We start from the raw sequence: 19,456 nt of genomic DNA, 5'->3' as shown, positions 1-19,456 counted from the left end.
TGCAGCGCCTCAGCTCAGGTGGTGACCGCTCTCGCCGCCCTGCCGCCCGCCTTCGATGCCGTAGTGCGAGTTCCCCGTCTCGGACGAGGAGACCGCGCCCTTCACCGCGTCGACAGCGCCGCCGACCTTGCTCTGGACCTGGCGCTCGGCCTGCTCGACCCCGCGGGTCGCCTGGCGCTTGAGGCCGTCGAGGCGGGTCAGGATGTCACGGCGGAGCGCCTCGCCGGACGTCGGCGAGAGCAGCATGGCCACGCCCGCGCCCACCGCGACGCCGGCGCCGAAGTACGCGAGGGTCGCGAGCGGGCTGCGCCTGCGCGCCAGCCCGACCCAGCCGAGCACATCGTCGAAGCCGAGCGCCCCGATCGTCGCGGCGATCCCGGCGACCGCCTTCGCGACGTCGAACGCCGTCGTCTTGGCGGTCGTGGCAGCGCCGACGGCGCCGACGGCCGCCGTCTCGTACACACCCTTTGCAGCCCCCACAGCGTCATTCAGTCGGTTCGTCATGGCTCTTGTCTCCTTGTGACGGACATGACGTCCGCCGGTTCGTGACGGCAGGCATTGCAGACTCCGGACCAACCCCCAGACCCTGCTGTACGGCCCGCTTGTCCCCGCTGCAGCCGCCCGCTCCCGTGACGCCCCCGTGACGAAATGCCACATCTGTCGTGACGCGCCCCGATGCATCGCGCGCTCCCGTACCAGAACGCCCCCGCGTCGCCCGCGGCCACCGTCAGAAACGGAAATAGGGTTGTCCGGAAGAAGCGCGGAGTGCGTGCCCACCAGGCAGACTGCGTCGTCAGCCCCTCGCCCCCTCGTTGACCCTCGCCACCGAGCGAAACGCTGATCCCAGCCGCCGCCGAGCGAGCGGCTGAGCCCAGTCGCTGTAGAGCGAGAGGCTGAGCCCAGTCGCTGTAGAGCGAATCCCTGAGCTTAGCCGCTGCCGAGCGGGGCGCGCCCCGCACAGGAGACGGGCCCAGATCGGCGTTTTCGGCGCACAGGCGTACTTCAGTACGCCGAGCACCGAAAACGTCGAGGTGGGCCCGTATCCGCAGCGGGGCGTGCCCCGCTCACTGGGGGGAGTGGATGATGCCGACGAGCACGACGTCGACGCGACGGTCGTAGCCGTAGGAGTACATCGGCTGCGTGCCGACCGCCTCGGCGGCGCCCGTCGCGCGCACCGTGACGCGGTCCGCGGGGATGCCCTCCGCCACCAGGATCTCCTTCACCCGCTGGGCGCGGCGCAGCGAGAGATCCTGGTTGTACGCCTGCGTGCCGCGGGGATCGGCCCGGCCGACGAGCTCTATCCGCGCCTTGCTCAGGTTCGAGGAGAGCAGGCAGTCGACCACCGCCCGGAGCTCCAGATGCTCCTGAGGCAACGGCTCGGCAGAGTCGAAGGCGAAGTTCGTCTTGGGCAGCCGGCAGACATCGGCGATGTCCGCCCCGAGCGTGAGCCCGATGAACCGATCCTCGCCCTCCCTCAGATCGGGCCACTCCACCTTGTAAACACCGTCGGGGCCGGGGTTGGGCATCCTCGGCTCCGCGACCGCCGATTGCGCCGGCGCCGGGGACGCGGCGCACGCAGCGAGAAGAGACACAGCCAGCGCGCCCAGGAGACTCCTGGGCAGTTTGAACATCGACATCACGAACACCCTCCTTCCGAGGCGCGCGGCGTGAGCAGCGGGACACGACGCCACGAGAGAAGGAGCCGTGGCTCACCGCCCCGCCATCACCGGCGCTCGCCTCGCATCAAGCCGCTTGTTGTTCCGAGGAGGTGTGTTCAAACTTCGTGCCGGGCCCGAGGACGCGCTGTGTCGGCGCCCGGCGCAGCCCGTGACGCGCGCACGTGGCCCGCACCGCCGGCCGCGCGCGCGGCCGACGCAGGGATCAGCCGGGCGAGGAAGGCTCCCGCGCCTCGAGCTTCGGCCAGGTGAACCGGAACGTGGCGCCGGCGCCGACCGAGGACTCGACCCACGCGCGCGCGCCCTTGCTCTGGACGATCTTCTGCACGACCGACAGCCCGATGCCGGTGCCCTCGACCTTGTCCCGCGCCTTCAGCGTCTGGAAGATGCCCCAGATGCGGTCGTGGTACTCGGGCGCGATGCCCGAGCCGTTGTCGGAGACCGAGAACTCCCAGAACGCGCCGGCGTCGCGCGAGGAGATCCGGACCTCGGGATCGGCGCGCCCGGCGTGCTTCAGCGCGTTGCTGATGAGGTTCAGGAACGTCTGCTGGAGCGGCGCGCGCTCGGTGACCACCACGGGCATGTCCGGGGCGATCTCCACCCGCGTGTCCGGCGGGGGCGCGAGCAGCTCGACGATCTCCCGGAGGAGCTTGCCGACGTCGATCGCCTCGGGCTTCTCCCGGACGCGGCCCGCGCGAGAGTAGCTCAGGATCCCGTCGATCAGGTTCTCCAGCCGGTGGACGCGCCCGCGGAGCAGGTCGAGCTGCTTGCGGCTCTCCGCCGTCATCTTGTCGCTCAGGTCCTCCTCGATCCACTGCGAGAGGTTGGCGATGCCCCGCAGCGGCGCCTTGAGGTCGTGGCTCGTGACGTAGGCGAACTGATCGAGCTCCTTGTTGCTGCGCTCGAGCGCCTGGACGAGCCGCTGCCGCTCCTCCTCGGCGCGCTTCTGATCGTCGATGTCCGTGTAGGTGCCGAACCACCGGACGATGCGGCCCGCGCCGTCGCGCGCGGCGACCGCCCGGCCGATGAACCAGCGGTAGACGCCGTCCGCGCGCCGGAGGCGGGACTGGCTCTCGTACGGCTCGCCCGTGCGCAGCGCCTGCCGCCATGTCTCGATCGCCTGCTCGTGCTCCTCGGGGTGGATGATCCGGCTCCAGCCCTCGCCGCCCGTGTCCTCGGGGGTGAGCCCCGTGTAGTCGTACCAGCGCTGGTTGAAATACTCGTGGTGGCCGTCCGGGCGGTTCGTCCACACGAGCTGCGGCATCGTCTCGGCGAGCAGCCGGAACTGCGCCTCGCTGTGCTTCAGCTCCTCCGCGAGCGTCTCGACCTCCTTGCGCACCGTGACCTCGCGCTCGAAGAGGAGCGCGTTGTCGACGCTGAGCGCCGCGCGCCGGGCGAGCTCCTCGGCGAACTGCACGTCGGTCTTCGTGTAGCGCCGGCCCGACTCCGCGTGCACGAGCGTCATCGCGCCGAGGACGCGCCCGCGCGCCGCCAGCGGCACCACCACCGCCGAGCGGAGGCCGAGCTCGCGGGCGATCCGGAGGTGCTCCTCGTCCCGGGCGATCGAGACCAGCAGCGCGTCCGTGATCTCGGGCACCCACTCGGTCTGGCCGGTCCGCAGCACGTTCGGCACGCCGGTCGGCGACGCGGGGTCGACCGGGTACCGCTCCTCGATCTGCCGCACGAACGCCACCTTCTCTGCGTCGGTGTGCTGGACGGCGACGCGCTGGATGGCGCCGTCTTGCCCCTGGATGTCCACCGCGCACCAGTCGGCGAGCAGCGGCACGGCGAGCCGGGCGAGCTGCCCGAGCGTCTCGCGGAAGTCGAGCGAGGACGAGAGGATCTCGCCCGCGCCGGCGAGCAGGCTGACGTTCGCCTCGGCGCGCTTGCGCTCGCTGATGTCGAGCACGTAGGTGAGGTTGCGCCGCTGCGTCTCGATCCGCGCCGAGCCGACGAGGACCGCCACGCGCTTGCCGTCCTTGCGGATGTACTCCTTCTCGAACTGCTTCGTGACGCCGTGGGCGCTCAGCTCGTTCACCGCGTCGTGGTGCACGTGCTCGTACTCCGGCGGCGAGAGCTGCTGCCACCGGAGGAGCCCCTCCTTCAGGTCCTCGCGGGTGTAGCCGACCATCGAGAGGAAGCAGTCGTTCGCCTCGATGACGCGCCCCTCGTAGTCGCTGAAGAGCAGGCCCATCATGCTCGTGTCCATGATGCGCCGGAACACCTCGTCGCTCGCCTGCCGCTCGAGCTGGCGGAGCGCCGCCTCCTGCCGCTTGATCTGCTCGGCCCTGCGGTGCAGCTCGACGAAGACGGCCACCTTGGCGCGCAGGATGTCGGGATTGAACGGCTTGACGACATAATCGACCGCGCCCTGCGCGTAGCCGCGATACAGCCGGTCCTCGTCCTCCGGCAGCCCCGAGATGAAGATGATCGGGGTGTGCCTCGCCTGATCGAGCCCCCTCACGCGGGCGGCCGTCTCGAAGCCGTCGATACCGCGCATCTTCACGTCCATGAGGATGAGCGCGAACTCCTCGCGGGTGAGGTGCTCGAGCGCCTCCTCGCCCGATTGCGCGGTGACGAGCCGCTGGCGCAGCGGATCGAGCACGGCCTCGAGGGCGAGGAGATTCGGGCGGTGATCGTCGACGAGCAGAATGCTCGCGACGGGCTCGGAGGGCGTGGAGGGCTTGGAAGAAGCGGAGGGGAGCGGGGCGCCAGGCGGGAGCGGGGCCTTCATGATCTGGGGGCTCAGCCCTGGCTTGCGGTCGGGCATAACGATGACGGTTAACGGCGCCCGGACCGTCTGGCAAGCGAAAGCGGCGCTCGCACGGCCGGGTCGAATTCTCCAGCTTCTGCGGTCCGGCGGCGCCGGACGGGCTGCCGTCGCCACGCTGTGGCGAACCGTCTCGCGCGGCGGACGAAGTCGGCTGGTGCTCGCGTCGGGCCGCGCCGCGGCAGCCGGACGCCCGTGGCTGGCATGGGGCCTGCTGGACGTGGGGACTGGACGACCGATCGAGAGATTGTCGAGGGATCACCCATGCGATTCGAACTCAAGCTGGCCTGTCTCGTCGGCGCGCTCGCCGGCGCGCTGTCGCCTTCGCTCGCGGAGGCGGCCGACGGCGCGGGGCTCTTCGCGCTGCCGCCGAGCCGGCTTGACGCGGCGGATCGCGCGGCGATGCCGGCTCCGGAGCCGCCTGGAACGTCTGGAAGGACGATCAAGGCGCTGATCGCGCGCGTGGTGATGTCCACCATGGCGCCGCCGCCGTCGGAGATGCGCGTGGCGCCGCTCGTGAGCCAAGGTGGCGGCGGCGGGCTCCGTCTGGTCCTCCCTGTGTGCGAGGACGGTTGTTCGCGCTACGCGTCGCGCGGAGTCCTCCTGGTCACGCCGCGGACGCCCGACTCGCCGGTGGCGTGGCTCGCCGCGGTGAGCAACCGCGTGGCGCAGCCGACCGACGGGCCGCCCGGCCTCGCGGCGTTCCGCGAAGAGGCCCGCAACGCGCGCGCGAAGGTGCCCCAGGAAGAGGAGAGCGCGCTGCCCGAGTAGGCGCGCCGCGCGCGGAGCGGGGGAGTGCGCGCCGGGGAGAGCGCCTGTCGCCGCGGCGGCGCGGCGAACGACGAGTCCGCATCACGGCGAGGGGCCGAGTCGGCGCAGGGGCGATGTGGCGCGACAGCGGCTCTCGGATCACCACCTTTCCGGAGAGCGCGCTGCCCGCGCAGGCGCGCCGCGCGGCTCACGGAGGGGCAGCGGCGGACGCGACAGCGTCGCGCAGGGCGCGGAACATCTCGGCGAGCTTCTGCGGCTGGTAGCTGGCGTTGAGGCCGCTCGGGTTCGGCAGCACCCAGAGCCTCGTCGCGCCGAGCGTCTCGGGCTGCGGGCCGGGCGCGGCGTGGGGCCGCCCGAAGGCGCTCCGGTAGGCGCCGATCCCGAGCACGGCGAGGAAGCGGGGGCGGTACTGCCGCACCTTGGCCGCGAGCCTCACTCCGCCCGCGGCGAGCTCCTCGGGCGACAGCTCGTCGGCCGACGCGGTCGCCCGCTCGACGACGTTGGTGATCCCGTAACCGAGCTTCAGCAGCTCGCGCTCCTCGGGCGGCGAGAGCACGCGATCGGTGAAGCCGCCCGCGTGCAGCGCCGGCCAGAACCGGTTGCCGGGGCGGGCGAAGTTGTGCCCGACGGCGGCCGTGTAGAGGCCCGGGTTGATGCCGCAGAAGAGGACGCGGAGATCGGGCGCGATGACGTCCGGCACCGTCTTGCCGGCGGCGGCGAGGAGCTCTTCTTTCGTGGGTCGGCGGGGTCGGCGAGCGGTGGGCACGGGCGTTCCGGGCGGGCGCGGCGCGCCGCAGGCCGCAGCTTATGACGGCGCCGCGGAGAGAGCGCGCGGGCGTCGCGCGGTCGAGGCGGATCAGCCCTGGACGGGGGCGGTACAGCGGATACCGTCGTGCTTTCCCCGATGCTGGCGCGCGCGATCGGTCTGCTCACGGCTCTCGTCGCGTCCGGCTGCGCGCGCGGGCCCGAGGCCAGCCCGGCGAGCGGCGCGGCCGGGCCAGCGGGGCGCGCGCGTGTGTCAGGCGTGCCGGGGGCGGCGGGCGCGTGGGGCGCGATGGGCGCGGGCGACGCTGTCGGCGCTCTCCCGGCGGGGGCTCGCTACTTCCAGGAGATCACGGACGGGGTGTTCCGCGTGACGCGCGACGGGCCGGACGCGGCCGTCGTGAATCGCGTCGTCGCGGGCGGGGCGCGGCTCGAGCTCGGCGCGGGCGGGCGCGTCGTCGCGGCGGCGTGGGAGGCCGCGCTGTGGGCGGCGGGCGAGCCCATCGTCGGATCGCTCGCGATCGCGCCCCACCTCGGCGGGGGCTTCCTGCACTGGAGCCGGGGCAGGGCGTTCCGGTCGCGCGGCTTCACGGGGCCGCTCGCGGAGGTGGCGCTCGGCAGGGGCGCGGGCGCCGTGCGGGGCGCGCGGAACGGGCTCCACGGCGTCGTGGTCTTCACGGAGCAGGGGCCGCGGGTGGTCCTGCCGGGCGAGGATCGCGGTCGGGCGCTCGAGGCGCCGGCCATCCACGATCTCGCGGCGCTGGACGGGGCGCGCGCGGTGCGCCTCGACGTGTTCGGCCGCGCCGCGACGACGGCGGACGGCGGCCGCACGTGGATCGACGCCGGTCGGCGGCTCGGGGTCGCCTCGCTCGGCATCGGCGTCGCGCCGGGCGCGCTGTGGCTCGAGACGGGGCTCGGGCGCGCTGCCGTCCTGCCGGACGGCGCGCTCCGCCGGCCCGACGGCGATCTCCGCGCGATCGCGTCGTGGTCGGGCGGATCGTTCCAGCTCCGCTTCGCGGGCGCCGGGGCCGGCGGGCGCGAGGATCTCGCGGAGCGCGAGATCGCGCCGGTCGCCGCGGCGGTCGCCGCGGGCGCGCTCCTTCCGGACGGGACTGCGCTCGGGGTGATCGACGGCGGCGTCGCGAGGATCGACGCGCGGACGGGCGCGACGCGCGAGCGGCTCGCCGGCTGGTTCCCGGACGGGCTGGGGTGCGCGCCGATGCGCGCGGACGACGGGCTGCTGTTTCTGTGCGCGTGGGACGATTACGAGCGCCACGGCAGCTACGTCCTGCGCTCGGAGCGCGGCGAGCCGCCGCGCGTGGAGCGCGCCTTCAGCGACGAGGGGTTCTTCGCGGCGGACGACGGCGGCGCGCTCGGCTTCGTCGGCGGGTGCGGGGCGTCTCAGCGGTTCGTCAGCGACGAGGAGCGCGAGCGCCGGTACGGCGACGTCGTGGTCCACCCGAGGATCTGCGTGCGGCGCGGTCCGGGCGCGTGGGTCGAGCACGCGATCGAGGTCGGCGAGGGGCAGGCGCTCGTCGGCTGGGCGCCGCGCCGGGACGGGAGCGCTGTCGCGCTGCTGCGCGGCGAGCGCGACGCGCTGCCGGCGCCCGTCGGCGCGCCGCGCGCCCGCGACGAGGGGGGCGCGCGGGTGGTGCGGCTGGAGGGGGATCCCCCCGGCTGGTACTGGACGCCGCCGCCGCGCGACGCGTCGCGGGTGCTCGTCGACAGGCGCTTCCGCGCGCGCGAGGACGGCGGGGTCGACGCGTGGCTGTCGTCGGTCGAGTGGTCCGAGCCGATGGGGAAGGCGAGCCTGGGGGTGACGATCGCGCCGGGCGGGGAGGTCGTGGCGCACGCGCTGCCGCCGGAGCCGGCGGGGATGGTGGTGACCGGCGATCACGGCGTGCTCGTCACGCGCGGCGCGGAGCTCCACGAGACGCGCGATCACGGCCGGACGTGGCGCGCGGTCGGGCGCTCGCCGGTGCCGCCGTCGTCGTTCCAGGGCGCGTGCTCCGCGCTCGGCTGCGCGCTGTCCGGCGTGGTGCGGCTCGGCTGGGGCGCGGGCGATCTGTCGCCGGCCGCCGCCGGGCCCGCGCCGGCCGCGGGCGCGGCGGCGACGGACCGCGCCGGCGATCCGCAGGAGCCGCCGGCCGGGCTGCCGGCGCTGTCGTGCGCGCCGGTCGGGCTGCCGGCGCCGCTCCCGGGCGCCGGGCCCGCTGCCGGCGCGGAGCGGTGGACGGTGCCGACGCCGTACGGAGAGGCGATCGAGATCGTCGCGGACGCGGCGGAGCCAGGGCGCGACCGGAAGCCGCCCGAGGCGGCGATGCGGTTCGATAGCGATGCGGCGGAGCAGGGCGGCGAGGCGGTGTGGCAGGGCGAGGCGGCGCCGGGGCAGGGCGACGCGGCGGCGGGGAAGGGCGACGCGGCGGCGGGGAAGGGCGACGCGGCGGCGGGGAAGGGCGGCCCGAGGGCGGCGCCGATCCGGACGCACAGCGCGCTGTTTCGCCCGCCGTTCGATCTGCGCGGCGAGGTGCTGCGGCTGAACGCGACCGACCTCGCGCTGAGCCTCCGGCGCGGCGCGCAGCGCGCCGGCGCGGTGCCGCTGCTCGCCGCGCGCGGCGAGGTCGCGCTGCTCGTCGTCGCAGAGGCGGGCGAGCTGCTCCTCGGCCCCGACGGCGCGCGGGTGCTCCCGGCGTTCGAGCCGCGCCGAGGTCAGCTCGACGGCCCGCTGGGCCAGGCCCCTGGCCTGCTGCTCGGTCCTGGCCGCGCCCTCGTCCTCGGCGAGCTCCGGCGCCGCGCGGCCGTCGAGGAGCACACGCCGGAGCCCCGGCAGCCCGCGCGCGTCGTGGGGCTCGATCGCGAGGAGCTGCGCAGCAGGCCGATCTCGCTCGCCCGGCGCGACGACGGCGAGGCCGGCGTGCTGGTGCTCGACGGCGTCGCCCCGGAGACCGCCGGCGTGGCGGCGCTCGACCCCGCGGCGGGGACGGCCGGCGAGGTGGCGGCGCTCGCGCCCTGGTCGACGCTGACCGCCGCGAGCGACGCGCGCTGCCGCGCGATGGCGGGCGCGTGGCGCGCGCTCGTGACGCTCGATCCGGAGCGCGCCCTGCGCCTGGACCGGCGGGCGCTGCCCGCCGTCTCGCTCGGCGATCGCGGCGTCGCGCAGGTGCGCTGGGGGCGGGAGCGCGTCTGCCTCGAGGCGCTGCACGTCGCGGTCGCCGACGCGCGCCGGCGCGGGGAGGCCCCCGTGGGAGCGGCGCTGATCGCGCGGTGGACGGCGCCGCGCGGGCAGGGGACAGGGGGCGGAGAGGGCGCGCTGCGGACCCGGGAGATGACGCAGCGGCTGGCGTGCCTCGTGGGCGGTCGGTCAGCGGACGAATGAAAGGGGCCTCTCCATGCCCGCCGGCATGCGCCCGAGCCGCCGCTCCGGCGGCGCAGAACGGGTACACTCGCGCCTCCCGAGGGTCGCCATGATCACCCCGAAACAGCTCGCCAGGAACGAGAAGCACCGGCGTTGAGCGCCCCCTCGCGATCGCTCTGCCGCGCGCTCGGCCCGCTCGCCCTCCTCGTCGCGCCGGCGCTCGCGGCCTGCGGGGCGGCCGAGCCGGCGCCGGCGCGGCCCGTCGCGCCCGATCCGCCCGGGCGCGCGCTCGCCGCCGCCCCGCCCGTCGCGCTCGGCCCTGCCCGGTACGTCGCGCAGCCGGCGCCGGGCCTCGTCGAGCGCGTGGTCCAGCGGGGCCAGGAGGTCGACCGGGCGGTCGTCAACGGCCGGCGCGCCGAGCTGCACGGCGTCGCGCGGATCGTGCCTCTCGGCGCCGACAGCCCGGAGGTCGCCGGCGGCGCCGCGTTCCCCGCCTGGGCTCAGGCCAGCGCGCCGCCCGGGCCGCGCTACGCCTTCTGGAGCAGCAAGGAGATCTACACGGCGGCCAGCTTCTCCGGGGAGCTCCGCGCGCTCGCCCCCCTGCCCGGCGACGTGGCCGGCGTGTTCCCGTGGCTCGACGGCATCGGCCTGATCACGTCCGCCGGGGCCTTCGCCGTCGACGGCGCGCGCGGCGCGCTGCGGCCGCTCGGCCTCCCGTCCCTCGTCGCGGCCGCCGCGGCCAGCGACCGCCGCGCCCTCGGCCTCACCGTCTTCGGGCGCGCGCTCCTCACGCTCGACGCGGGGGCCTCGTACCGCGACGTCACCGCGGCGCTCGGCGACGCGGTCTCGGTCGACGTCCGTGGCGAGGAGATCATCGCCTCGCTGGACGACGGCCTCGAGCGCGCCATCGACGCGAGCGGCCGTGTCGGCGAGCTCCGCGCGCCGCGCGCGCGGCCCCCGGCCGACGTCGAGGCCGCGTGGCCCGACCGCGCGCCCTTCGCGCTGCTCGCGGCCGCCGTCGACGCCGGCCTGCCGCTCGCCGACGGCGGCGCCGCGGTCGCCGCGGAGGGCCTCGTCGGCCGCGTCGACCTCGCGACCGGGCGCGCCTCGTCCGGCGCGCCGTTGCCGCCTGGCAGCGGCGCGTGCGCGCCGTTCCGCGCGAGCGACGCGCTGCTCGCCGTCTGCGCCGGCCCGGATCGCGCGAGCGTGGTGGACATCTCCGGCGACGCCCGCGCGCCGCGGGCGCTCCGGATCGAGCGCGCGTTCGAGCTGCGGCCCGGCGCGGAGCCGGAGTCCGATCGCTTCGTGGGCGTCGACGGCGAGTCGCTCGGCTACGTCGGGCCGTGCGAGGGGCTGCCGAGGCCGCGGATCGACCTCCGGGCGATCTCGCGCGCGGCGCTCGCCGGCGGCTCGACGCAGCAAAGCGCGGTGTTCTGCGTGCGCCGCGGGCCGGGCGCCTGGGTCGAGCACCGCCTCGACCCCGCGGACGCGACCGACGTGCTCGCCTGGATCCCGCGCCGGGGCGGGGGCGCGGTCGCCCTCGTCGCGCGCCCCGGCGCGTTCCCGCGGGACGCCGAGCGCGTCGAGGTGCGCGGCGCGCTGCGCGTCGTGCGGCTCGCGCGGGGCGAGCCCCCGCTCTCCTTGCCCGAGGGGCCCCGGTACGGCGAGCGGCCGGAGCTGCTCTCCCGCGCGCTCGCCGTGCTCGCGGACGACACCGTCGAGGGCTGGCTCCCGGTGCAGGACCAGGCGGCGCGCCTCGCGCCGGTCGCCATCGACGCGGCCGGCCGGGTGCGCCGCCGCCCGCTCCCGGCGCGCGCGGCCGCGCTCGAGGCGTCCGGGCCCTTCGCCCTCGTCGAGACGGAGGACGGCCGCCTCTTCGAGACGATCGATCGCGGAGCGCGGTGGGCGCCCGTCGCGCCGCCGCCGGGCGGCGCGGCCGCGCGCGTCGAGAGGTGCTCCGCGGTGGGCTGCCGCGTCGGTCCCTTCCTCCGGATCGGGTGGGCGTCGGTCCCGCGCGCCGGCGCGGCGTCCCCGGCCGACGCGCCCGCGGCGGAGCCGGCCCCCGGCCGCGCGCCGCGCGATCGCGACGGGCCGGCGCGGCCGGCGCCGGCGCGGCTGGAGCCCGTCGTGCGCCTCGACTGCAGCTTCGCGGGGCCGCTCGCCGCCGCGCGCGTCCCGGAGTCGCGCGGGTTCGGCGCCGTCGCCGCGGCGCCCCTGCGCGGCGCGAGCCCGCTGCGGCTCGGCGCCCTCGGGGTGCTGACGCTGCCGTCCCTCGGCGGCGCGCTGCCGGCGTCCTTCGCCGACGCGGAGCTCGCCTGGATCGCCCCGCTCGACCTGCGCGCGGAGATCCGCCGCGCCGCCGTGCCGCTCACGAGCGCCAGCCTGGCGCAGCTCGAGTTCCGACCGTACGAGGCCTCGGTCGGGCTCCTGATCGATCGCGACGGACGCGTGGCCCCGGTCGCTGCCGGCGCGCGGGAGGCGTGCTTCGCCGGCGTGCTGGACGCCGCGCTCGTGACGCGGCCGATCGGCGGCTGCGTTCCGTATCGCTCGGTCGGCGTCGACCTCGGCGACCGCGCGGTGTTCGTGAGCCCCCGGCACGACGGCCTCGCGGTGAGCGCGGTCGATCTCCGCGGGCGGGCGCGGCGCGCGTCGCCGGGCGGAGGCGGCGTGCCCGCGATCCGGGAGCTCCACGTCCAGCGCGCCGCGCGCGCGTCGCCGGCCGGCGCGCAGCAGGCGCGCTTCGCGTTCGGCGCGGGGGCGCGCGACGGCGCGCCCGTCGTCGTGGCGGTCTCCGGGTCCGGCGGCGCGGTGCTCTCGCCGGTGGATCCGGCGCTCGGCACCCTCGGCCCGGAGGAAGCGCTCGCGCCGCTCGGCGAGCTCGCCGCGGGCAGCGCGCCGTCGTGCGCGCCCCGCCGCGGGGAGACGCGCGTGGTCCTGCCGTTCGACGCGGAGATCGGCCTCGTGCCCGGCGCGCTGCCGGGGGTCACCGAGGCCGCGACGGGGGGCGTCGCGGTGATCCGGTGGTCGCGCGATCGCGCGTGCCTCGACGCCGTGGAGCTCAACGTGCGGGACGAGCGCCACGAGATCGAGCCCGGCTTCTACGAGATCACCGGCACCGTGAAGAAGCTCGTCGCGCGCTTCGCGGGGCCGCCGCCCGCGGCGCGCTTCGATGACGGGCGCGCGCGGGCTGCCCCCGGCGGGCCGAGCGCCGCGCTGGCGCGGAGCGACCCGCCGCAGGGAGCCGGTGGAGGCACGCTCGTGATCGTCCTGCACGGCCAGGAGGTGCGGCAGCCGGTGCGGTGCAACGCGGTCGTGCGCTGAGGCGGTTCACCGGGGGCGCGCGGTGGTGTACTTTTCGACCGTCCCCCATGCGCAGCGTGAGCTCATCCGGAGGGCGCGCCGCCGCCGCCGCGATGTCCTCCCGCCCGGCCGCCCTCCTCGCGCTCGCCGTCGCCGCCGCGTGCAGCGCCGCGCCGGAGCGCGCGCCGCGGCCCGCCCCGCCCCCCGCTGCCGCGCCCGCCGACCCGCCGCCGCTCGCTCCGGCGCGCTACGTCCTCACCGAGGGCACCGGCGCCCTCTTCGACGCCGCCGATCCCGGCGACGGCGCTCCCTCGCCCCGCCCGGAGCCGGCGCTCTACGAGGGGATCCGCGTGCGCCTCGACGGCGGCGTCGTGCTCGCCGCCGCGCCCGCGTCCGAGCTGCTCCGGGGGTTCCGGTCGATCCCGGCGCGCCTCGGGGGAGGGTTCGTCCTGTGGTCCGAGGCGCGCGTCTACCGCGCCGGCGATTTCCTCGGTGATCTCGCGCCCATCGCCGACATCGGCGCGCCCGGCGGCGCGCGGCCGTACCTCGGCGCCATCCTCCTGCGCACCGACCGCGGGCTCCTCGAGATCGACCCGGCCACGCTCTCCCTTCGCCGCTTCGGCGCCGCGGGCATCGTCGACGCCGTGGCCGTCGACGCCCGCCGCGCCGCGCGCCTCGACCTGCTCGGCCGCGCCTCGGTCACGCTCGACGGGGGCGCCACCTGGACCGACGTCCTCGAGGAGCGCGGGCTCGCCACGACGCTCCTCGAGGAGCGCGGCGACGCTGTCGCGCTCCTCGGGCCGGCGGGCGTCCCCGCGCTCCACCTGACGGCCGCGGGCCTCGCGCCCGCGGCGCCTGCGCCCCCGAGCCCCCGGCCGAGCCCCGCGCTCCACCTCCCGCCGGCGACGGACCCGCTGCGCGACGCCCCGTCGAGCCGCGCGCTCGCCCCGGACGTCGTCGCGCTGGCCGCGGCGACCGGCGCGCTCCTCCCCGGCGGCAGGCTGCTCGTCGCGCGCGACGGCGGCCTCTCCGTCCTCGCCGCGGCGACCGCCCGGCCGATCGCCGCGGCGGAGATCGCGGGCCTCGACCCGCGCTACGCGCGTTGCCAGCCGTTCCGGGCGGGCGAGGACGTCCTGCTCGCGTGCGCGCACGAGGCCGCCCACGTGCTGCGCCTGGAGGCGGCGCTCGCCGCGCCGCGGCTGGAGGCGACGTTCCCGCCCCGCGACCGCGACCCCGATCCGCGCGCGACCTCGCGCGGCGCGTTCCTCGGCGACGACAGCGGCCGCCTCGCCTTCGCCGGCCGGTGCGGCAGCGCGCCGCCGGGGCTCCACGACTTTCCGGAGCTCCCGGACGACGCCGCGCCGCGAGGCGAGCGGTGGCCCTGGCCTTCCGCGCCGCTGCCGGGCTCGCCCCGCTCCGGCGCGGCGCGCGGCGAGCCCGCGGAGGACCACGTCGCGCGCGTGTGCGTGCGCGCCGGCGGCGGCCGCTGGGTCGAGCGGCGCGTCGAGGGCGAGGACGCTCGCGGCCTCTACCGCTGGATCCCCGGCGAGCGCGGGACCGTCACCGCGCTCGTGCTGGAGGCGCCGCGCGGGCCAGCGGCGCTGTCGCGCGATGCGCAGGGCGGGTCGCCGCCGGCGCGGCCTCCCGGAGCGCGCGCGGGCGACCGCGTCCCCGGAGGAGCTCCCGAGGGCGTCCGCGTGATCCGCGTGCGCGAGCGCGACCCGGCGCTCGCGGGCGGCGTCTTCCCCGCGCCCGCCGATGCCGCCGCGTCGCCGCGCCTCGTCGACACCGACTTCTGGGAGGACGACGACGGCGCCGTGCGCGGCTGGCTCCACCTGGCCGACGCCGCCTCGCCGGCCGACGCCGCCCCGCCGGCCGGCGACGCGCTGCCCGACGCGGAGGCGCCGGCGCTCCTCCCGCGCCTGCTCTCGCGCCGCCTCGGCGGCCGCATCGCCGGCCTGCGCATCGACGCCCGCGGCGGCGCCACGGTCTTTCCCCTCCCGGCCGCCGTCGCGCACGTCGTCGTCGGCGGGCGGTTCGCGCTCGCCGCCTCCGCCGACGAGCCGCCGGCCTTCTTCGAGTCGACCGACGGCGGCCGATCGTGGCGCCCCGTCCAGGGCCCGCCGGCGCGCCAGATCGAGCCGCCGTTCGACGAGGGCACCCCCTTCGCCTGCTCTCCGATCGGCTGCGCCATGGGCGACAGCGGCCTCGTCCGCCTCGGCTGGGGCGGCCCTCCGCCGCCGCCGCGCGGCGCGCCGCCGCCCTACGCCCCGGCCGCCGGCCCCGCGCTCCGCGCCGCGTCTCCGCCGCTCGTCTCCTGCCGCCTCGACGACGACGCCGCGTCTCTCCCGTCCCCATCGTCACTCCCGGCGCCCCGGCGCGCGCCCCCGGCGCCCGGCGATCCCGCGGCGCCCCGGCCCTCCGGCGCCGCGCCCCCGGTCGTCTCGTTGTGGACCGCCCCGTCCTTGCCGCTGGGCGCGCTCCGCGACGGCGTCTTCACCGCGAGCGTGATCCCGCCGTTCGCGACCGCCGCCCCGCGCCGCCTCTCGCTCCGCGCCGGCTCGCTCGCCGCGCCGTCCGGCGATGCCGCCCCCGTGCTGCTCGCGCCCGGCGCGAAGGCGCCCGTGGATCTGCTGCTGCTCTTCCGCAACAGCGACGGCGCGCGCGGCCTCCGCGCGCGGGCGGGCGCCGCGCAGCCGGCGCTGCTGCCGTTCGACCACGCTGGCTCGATCGCCGCCGCGGCCGAGCTGCCGGGCGGCGACCTGCTCGCCTTCGACGCCGCGAAGCGGAGCCTCCTCCTCGCCACGCCGCAGGCCACGCTCACGATCGCCGGGTTCGCCCCGGTCCCCGACGTGGCGGGCGTCCGGCTCACCCTCGGCCGTCGGCTCGACGCGCCCAGCTTCGCCCTCGTCGGCTACGCCGTCGCCTCGGGGGACGTGTTCGCCGGGCCGATCGACGTCGCCCGCGGTCAGGTCGGCCCGCTCGAGCCGCTCGGCTCCCTCGCGTCCCTCCGCGAGATCGGCGCCGGCGATTGCGGCGGCGCGCGGCCGTCGCACCGGTTCGTCGCCGAGCTGCCCGCCGCGCTGCGGGTGGCCTCGAGGAGCGGGGCCCCGCTGCTCGACGAGGGCGTCCCCGCGGTGGCGCTGCTCGCCGGCGACCGCGGCGCGCTCTGCGTCGAGGCGATCGAGGTGCGCGCCTCGACGCGGGGCTCGCCGGATCTCGTCGCGGTCTTCGGCCCCGGCGGGGGCGCCGCGCTCCGCGGCGCGGGCGCGCGGCTCCGCTGCGAGATCGTGCCGGACCGGCCCTGACCCCGGCCCATCCGGACCGGCCCTGACCCCCGGCGCATCCGGGCCGGCCCTGACCCGGGCGCATCCCCGGGAACTCCGCGCCGGCGGGGGTCTCGTGCTAGGGTCGCCCCCATGCCCGCCCTTCGATCCTTGGCCCTGCCGATCGCGGCGGCCGCGTCGATGCTCGGCCTGCTGTTCGCGTGCTCCGAGCGGCCCACCAACTTCCCTGACCGCGACAGCGTCATCGCTGCCCAGGCCGAGTGGTGCGCCGCCCTCGCCCGGCTCCAGCGCGCCGGCGCCAACTGGGAGCACATGAACGCGTGCAAGGCCGCCTACCCGACCTCCTCGCCCACCTACCTCCGCGCGATGACGAGCTGCTTCTCGCGCCGCATGGAGGCCGCCACCGAGAGCTCGCCGGACCGGAGCCAGATCATCCTGGAGTGCAACGACGAGGTGGCCGTCAACATCAACCCGGACGATCCGGCGGCGAAGCCCATCATCGATTCCCGCTGCGCGCGCATGGTCCGCTGCGAGCGCATCTCCGTCGATACGTGCAAGGCGGGGTTCAGCAAGCTCGAGTCGGCCCAGCGCGCGATGTTCACCACGATCTACAACGCCGCCGGCCGCTACGAGATCATCGACTGCTTCGAGAACGCGAGCTGCACGGACAACGAGGAGGCCGGCCGCCAGGCCTGTTACAAGCCCACCTCCGACGCGCTGCTCTGGTTCCCCGACTGAGCCTCCCCGCCGCGGGGCCCCGGCGCGCCGCCGGCGCCGCCGCCCAGCACCCCGCCTCCGCGCCGCCGTCCCGCGCCCTCCGGCGCGCGCGTACGTGCCTCGTTTCCACGAAATCCCTGGTAGCGTGCTCCGCATGCGAACCGCCCGACCTCGAACCGGTCCCCTGTCCCAGCTCGGCGCGCGGCGTCAGCGCGCCGCGCGATCTCACGCTCGCCCCGCCCACGCCGGCCCCGGCGCGGCGCGCCGCCTCGACGGCGGCCGCCGGCTCCTGCTCGCGCGCGTCGTCGCCGCCGCGCTCGCCCTGCTCGGGGCGTGGCTGCCTGCGACCGCGGCGCACGCGGCCGGCACCGTCACCCTCGCCGATCGCTCCCCCAAGGAGGACGGCGGCCGCTGGAAGCTCAAGATGACGATCAACTACGGAGGGACGCCGCACCTCGGGCACATCCCGATGCTGTTCTCGTTCACGCCGACGGTGCACTACGAGCGCGCGCTCACCGACCAGTCGCCCGACAAGCCGATCCTGAACAAGATCCCGCTGCAGAACCAGCAGGCGATCAACGAGAGCATGGATGTCGGCTTCTCCGACGGCAGCGGCAAGGTCTTCTCGATCACGAAGTTCGACTTCGTTCTCCGGCGCGATCGCGGCTTCGAGGCCGGCGAGTACGAGCTCGTGATCAAGCGCGCGAGCGACGGCGTGCAGATGGGGCAGAAGCAGAAGATCACCCTCCAGGGTGAGAACGAGGTCATGGATCGCCGCGCGATCGTCTTCACCGGCGAGAAGAAGAAGAAGGACACCTCGGCGGACAAGGCCGACGCCGAGAAGAGCGATGAGCCCGCCAAGGAGGAGACGGCGAGCGAGCCTGCGTCCGACGGCGCCGAGGCCGACGTACCCTCCGGCGACGTCCCGCCCGACGAGGCGCCGCCCCCGGTGGAGCCGAAGCAGGGAGGCTGCGGCTGCCGGCTCGCGCCCGACGAAGCCGCGACGCCCCTCGCGCTGCCGCTCGTCGCCCTGGGCGCCGCGGCCGCGTTCGCCCGAAGGCGCCGCGCTCGCCGCGGCTAGCCGCGCGCCGCGCCTCGCGCCGCGCGCGCCGATCGCCCTCGCCCGCGCCGGCAGCCCGGGCGGACTGGCCTGCGGCGCGGCGCCCTCTGTGCAGGACGTTGCGCGGCCTCGCTTCGATGGCGCGCGCACCTCGCGATCGCCCTTGCAGGGACCACCCGAGCGCGCCGACAATCCCCGCGACGCCGCCTGCCCACGACTTCCTCGCGGGCCCGCCGTCCCCCAATCCAATCGATGAGCTCCCTAGTCCCCGCCCACCAGCACCCCCTGCTGTACGCGATCTTCGCGCGTGTCTGGCTCCATGAGCTCTCGCGCGCCGCCAAGGCGAGGGTGACGCTCGCCAGCGTGCCCGACGCGGCGCTCGACCGGCTCGCCGCGCTCGGCGTCGACTACGTGTACCTGATGGGCGTCTGGACGCTCGGCCAGGAGGGCCCGCGCTTCTCGCTCACGAACCCGGACCTGCGCGCCGAGTACGACCGCGTGCTGCCGGACTGGACCGAGGCCGACGTCGTCGGCTCCCCGTTCGCCGTCGCGCGGTACGAGGTGAGCCCCGCGTTCGGCGGCGACGCCGCGCTCGCGGATCTGCGCCGGCGCCTCGCCTCGCGCGGCATCGGGCTCCTCCTCGACTTCGTCCCGAACCACGTCGCGCGCGATCACCACTGGGTGAAGGAGAAGCCGGAGTGCTTCATCTCCGGCGACGATGGCGCCCCGCTCAGCGGGCGCGACCCGTACATCCCGCCGTGGCCCGACACCGCCCAGCTCGACTACCGCCTCGCGTCGACGCGCGCCCTCTCCATCGAGGCGCTCCGCAGCGTCGCGTCGCGCTGCGACGGCGTCCGCTGCGACATGGCGATGCTGGTGCTCGACGACGTCTTCCGGCGCACGTGGTCGAAGCGGCCGCCGGCAGAGCGGAAGGCCGAGGCCACCGGCGAGTTCTGGGCCGAGGCCATCGACGCCGTCCGCCGCGACCACCCGAGCTTCGTCTTCATCGCCGAGGCGTTCTGGGATCTCGAGTGGCGCCTGCAGATGCTCGGGTTCGACTACACCTTCGACAAGAGCCTTTACGATCGGCTGAGCCACGCCTCCGCGTCCTCGGTCCGCGGCCACCTCGCGGCGACGCCCGACTACCAGCGGCGGAGCGTCCGGTTCATCGAGCACCACGACGAGCCGCGGATCGCGGCCGTGCTCCCGCCCGACCGGCGCCGGGCCGCGGAGTTCATCGCGGCGACGGTGCCCGGCATGCGGTTCATCCACCACGGCCAGCTCGAGGGCCGGACGGTGCGCGCCTCGCTGCACCTCGCGCGCGCCCCCGAGGAGCCGGTCGATCAGGCCTGCCTCGCCTTCCATGAGCGGCTGCTCTCGGCCGTGCGCCGCCCCATCCTGCGCACCGGCAGCTTCGCCACGCTCACCCCGCGCGGCCCTGGCGCCGACGCGTTCGTCGCCTACCGGTGGGAGCCGCTCCCGGCCTGCGGCGCGCCCCGGAGCGCGGCGCCGCTCGTGGCCGTGGTCAACTTCGCCCCGTCGCGCGGCGGGTGCCGCATCCCGCTCGACATCGCCGGCATCGCCGGCCGCAAGGTCCTGCTGGTCGATCTCATGACCGGCAACGAGCACCCGCGCGACGGCGACGAGCTCGTCGATCTGTCGCGCGGCCTCGGCGTCGAGCTCCCCGCGTACGGCATCCACCTCTTCGAGATCCGGCGCTGAGTCGCGCGGCGCGCCCGTTCCGGCCGCGCCCCGGAG

The 19,456-nt window shown here is 76.6% G+C and carries 11 protein-coding genes; 7 read left to right on the top strand and 4 right to left on the bottom strand.

Features of this window, described 5'->3' with window-relative positions; all coding sequences use genetic code 11:
- Nucleotides 1–9 precede the first annotated feature (9 nt).
- The 3 genes from WME96_RS27195 to WME96_RS27185 form a co-directional block, all read right to left on the bottom strand.
- Nucleotides 10–504, bottom strand: coding sequence for a YtxH domain-containing protein (locus tag WME96_RS27195; protein WP_433926767.1), 495 nt, complete (start codon nucleotides 502–504; stop codon nucleotides 10–12).
- Nucleotides 505–1,064: 560 nt separating this feature from the next.
- The gene (locus tag WME96_RS27190) at nucleotides 1,065–1,526 is read right to left on the bottom strand and encodes an OmpA family protein (protein WP_437284497.1); all 462 of its coding nucleotides are present in this window, start codon (nucleotides 1,524–1,526) and stop codon (nucleotides 1,065–1,067) included.
- 355 nt (nucleotides 1,527–1,881) lie between these two features.
- On the bottom strand, nucleotides 1,882–4,410 hold the full coding sequence (locus WME96_RS27185) for a PAS domain S-box protein (RefSeq protein WP_437284496.1): 2,529 nt from the start codon (nucleotides 4,408–4,410) through the stop codon (nucleotides 1,882–1,884).
- A 300-nt stretch (nucleotides 4,411–4,710) separates the two neighbouring features.
- Here WME96_RS27185 and WME96_RS27180 point away from each other — a divergent pair, with 300 nt between their 5' ends.
- On the top strand, nucleotides 4,711–5,217 hold the full coding sequence (locus WME96_RS27180; protein WP_437284495.1) for a hypothetical protein: 507 nt from the start codon (nucleotides 4,711–4,713) through the stop codon (nucleotides 5,215–5,217).
- 187 nt (nucleotides 5,218–5,404) lie between these two features.
- Here WME96_RS27180 and mug read toward each other — a convergent pair whose 3' ends face one another.
- Entirely contained in the window at nucleotides 5,405–5,917 is a 513-nt protein-coding gene (mug, locus tag WME96_RS27175; RefSeq protein ID WP_437292365.1) for a G/U mismatch-specific DNA glycosylase, read from the bottom strand.
- 192 nt (nucleotides 5,918–6,109) lie between these two features.
- Between mug and WME96_RS27170 the strand changes: the two genes are divergently transcribed.
- The 6 genes from WME96_RS27170 (at nucleotide 6,110) to WME96_RS27145 (ending at nucleotide 19,420) form a co-directional block, all read left to right on the top strand.
- Nucleotides 6,110–9,355: a hypothetical protein gene (locus tag WME96_RS27170; RefSeq protein WP_437284494.1), complete on the top strand. Its 3,246-nt coding sequence runs from the start codon at nucleotides 6,110–6,112 to the stop codon at nucleotides 9,353–9,355.
- 132 nt (nucleotides 9,356–9,487) lie between these two features.
- A complete protein-coding gene (locus WME96_RS27165) occupies nucleotides 9,488–12,655 on the top strand; it encodes a hypothetical protein (protein WP_437284493.1) in 3,168 nt (1,055 codons plus the stop codon).
- A 56-nt stretch (nucleotides 12,656–12,711) separates the two neighbouring features.
- Nucleotides 12,712–15,942 carry a hypothetical protein gene (locus WME96_RS27160; protein ID WP_437284492.1) on the top strand — a complete coding sequence of 1,077 codons (3,231 nt, stop codon included), beginning with the start codon at nucleotides 12,712–12,714 and terminating at the stop codon, nucleotides 15,940–15,942.
- 111 nt (nucleotides 15,943–16,053) lie between these two features.
- Nucleotides 16,054–16,659, top strand: a complete 606-nt coding sequence (locus WME96_RS27155; protein ID WP_433926759.1) for a hypothetical protein — start codon at nucleotides 16,054–16,056, stop codon at nucleotides 16,657–16,659.
- 133 nt (nucleotides 16,660–16,792) lie between these two features.
- Nucleotides 16,793–17,719: an MYXO-CTERM sorting domain-containing protein gene (locus tag WME96_RS27150; RefSeq protein ID WP_437284491.1), complete on the top strand. Its 927-nt coding sequence runs from the start codon at nucleotides 16,793–16,795 to the stop codon at nucleotides 17,717–17,719.
- Nucleotides 17,720–17,950: 231 nt separating this feature from the next.
- Entirely contained in the window at nucleotides 17,951–19,420 is a 1,470-nt protein-coding gene (locus WME96_RS27145; RefSeq protein WP_437284490.1) for an alpha-amylase family glycosyl hydrolase, read from the top strand.
- Nucleotides 19,421–19,456: the final 36 nt, after the last annotated feature.

Source organism: Sorangium sp. So ce406 (assembly GCF_051474675.1).
Classification (GTDB): domain Bacteria; phylum Myxococcota_A; class Polyangia; order Polyangiales; family Polyangiaceae; genus Sorangium; species Sorangium cellulosum_G.
Note: the sequence above shows the minus strand (reverse complement) of the source record. Positions and strands in the feature narration are given on the sequence as shown.

Excerpts from the sequence above, each read along its gene's own strand:
- WME96_RS27180 (WP_437284495.1), top strand. The coding sequence starts at position 4,711 with ATGCGATTCGAACTCAAGCTGGCCTGTCTCGTCGGCGCGCTCGCCGGC.
- WME96_RS27150 (WP_437284491.1), top strand. The coding sequence starts at position 16,793 with ATGCGAACCGCCCGACCTCGAACCGGTCCCCTGTCCCAGCTCGGCGCG.
- WME96_RS27195 (WP_433926767.1), bottom strand. The coding sequence starts at position 504 with ATGACGAACCGACTGAATGACGCTGTGGGGGCTGCAAAGGGTGTGTAC.
- WME96_RS27190 (WP_437284497.1), bottom strand. The coding sequence starts at position 1,526 with ATGCCCAACCCCGGCCCCGACGGTGTTTACAAGGTGGAGTGGCCCGAT.
- WME96_RS27185 (WP_437284496.1), bottom strand. The coding sequence starts at position 4,410 with ATGAAGGCCCCGCTCCCGCCTGGCGCCCCGCTCCCCTCCGCTTCTTCC.
- WME96_RS27145 (WP_437284490.1), top strand. The coding sequence starts at position 17,951 with ATGAGCTCCCTAGTCCCCGCCCACCAGCACCCCCTGCTGTACGCGATC.
- WME96_RS27155 (WP_433926759.1), top strand. The coding sequence starts at position 16,054 with ATGCCCGCCCTTCGATCCTTGGCCCTGCCGATCGCGGCGGCCGCGTCG.